Below are 1,375 nucleotides of genomic sequence, written 5' to 3'. Positions count from 1 at the left end.
TTGGGAGCAAGCTCCCAAAGATTCGCTCGACTTGCATGTATTAGGCACGCCGCCAGCGTTCGTCCTGAGCCAGGATCAAACTCTCCATAAAAGAAAAGATTTGAAAAGCTCATAAAATAAAAAATTGAATTAACGTTGACGTTTTTCTTTGTTCAGTTTTCAAAGAGCAATATTTTAATGGACAAAAAATATCGTAACATCTACGATGTGATTTGTCAAAAGGTAAATGGTGGAGCCTAGCGGGATCGAACCGCTGACCTCCTGCGTGCAAAGCAGGCGCTCTCCCAGCTGAGCTAAGGCCCCAAAACTTTTTTTAAAATGGTCGGGAAGACAGGATTCGAACCTGCGACCCCTTGGTCCCAAACCAAGTGCTCTACCAAGCTGAGCTACTTCCCGTCAAGGAATGAAACTTGTTAAAAGTTTTATATGGCGCGCCCGACAGGAGTCGAACCCATAACCTTCTGATCCGTAGTCAGACGCTCTATCCAATTGAGCTACGGGCGCATATAAATGGTGCCGAGGGAGGGACTTGAACCCTCACGAAGATCACTCTTCCCAGGATTTTAAGTCCTGTGCGTCTGCCGATTCCGCCACCCCGGCAAAAAAATGGAGCGGAAGACGGGATTCGAACCCGCGACCCCCACCTTGGCAAGGTGGTGTTCTACCACTGAACTACTTCCGCATATGCGGGTGAAGGGACTTGAACCCCCACGTCATAAAGACACTAGATCCTAAGTCTAGCGCGTCTGCCAATTCCGCCACACCCGCGTATTCAATTAAAATGGTGAGCCATGAAGGACTCGAACCTTCGACCCTCTGATTAAAAGTCAGATGCTCTACCGACTGAGCTAATGGCTCTTAATAATGTGTTTCTCCGGTAGAAATGTGCTTCTCTAAAGTGACGTCCAGATCTCAGAAAGCTTATTCAAGCTGTGGCTCGATCTGTACGACTCGAAGCATATCCGAGAAGTAACGCTCGTTGCTCTACCGACTGAGCTAATGGCTCATTATAGTATAACGAAAAAAATGGTGCCGGCGAGAGGACTTGAACCCCCAACCTACTGATTACAAGTCAGTTGCTCTACCAGTTGAGCTACACCGGCATTATGTTTTGCTTGTCTACATTTCTCAAACGACAAGATTATATTTTATCAATTTTAGAGTTGTTTGTCAACAACTTTTTCAATAAAAATGGTGGAGGATGACGGGATCGAACCGCCGACCCCTTGCTTGTAAGGCAAGTGCTCTCCCAGCTGAGCTAATCCTCCATACAGCCTGGCAACGTCCTACTCTCACAGGGGGACAGCCCCCAACTACCATCGGCGCTGAGAAGCTTAACTTCCGTGTTCGGGATGGGAACGGGTGTGACCTTCTC

The 1,375-nt window shown here is 47.6% G+C and carries 9 tRNA genes and 2 rRNA genes; all 11 read right to left on the bottom strand.

From position 1 onward, the window contains the following. Positions 1 to 91 (bottom strand): 16S ribosomal RNA (locus tag ABDZ91_RS14195); the annotation flags it as partial. Positions 92 to 227: 136 nt separating this feature from the next. Next, a tRNA-Ala gene (locus ABDZ91_RS14190) sits at positions 228 to 303 on the bottom strand. Between the two features lie 16 nt (positions 304 to 319). After that, positions 320 to 396: transfer RNA gene (locus ABDZ91_RS14185), tRNA-Pro, on the bottom strand. Positions 397 to 427: 31 nt separating this feature from the next. Next, positions 428 to 504: transfer RNA gene (locus ABDZ91_RS14180), tRNA-Arg, on the bottom strand. A 7-nt stretch (positions 505 to 511) separates the two neighbouring features. After that, a tRNA-Leu gene (locus ABDZ91_RS14175) sits at positions 512 to 600 on the bottom strand. Positions 601 to 607: 7 nt separating this feature from the next. Next, positions 608 to 682, bottom strand: a tRNA-Gly gene (locus ABDZ91_RS14170). A gap of 3 nt (positions 683 to 685) precedes the next feature. Next, positions 686 to 768, bottom strand: a tRNA-Leu gene (locus tag ABDZ91_RS14165). A gap of 14 nt (positions 769 to 782) precedes the next feature. Beyond that, positions 783 to 858 (bottom strand) — tRNA-Lys (locus ABDZ91_RS14160). Positions 859 to 1,027: 169 nt separating this feature from the next. Then, positions 1,028 to 1,103, bottom strand: a tRNA-Thr gene (locus tag ABDZ91_RS14155). An 89-nt stretch (positions 1,104 to 1,192) separates the two neighbouring features. Then, positions 1,193 to 1,268 (bottom strand) — tRNA-Val (locus tag ABDZ91_RS14150). Between the two features lie 5 nt (positions 1,269 to 1,273). Then, positions 1,274 to 1,375 (bottom strand): 5S ribosomal RNA (rrf, locus tag ABDZ91_RS14145); the annotation flags it as partial.

The organism is Bacillus carboniphilus, assembly GCF_039522365.1.
Taxonomy (GTDB): Bacteria; Bacillota; Bacilli; order Bacillales; family JC228; genus Bacillus_BF; species Bacillus_BF carboniphilus.
Note: the sequence above shows the minus strand (reverse complement) of the source record. Positions and strands in the feature narration are given on the sequence as shown.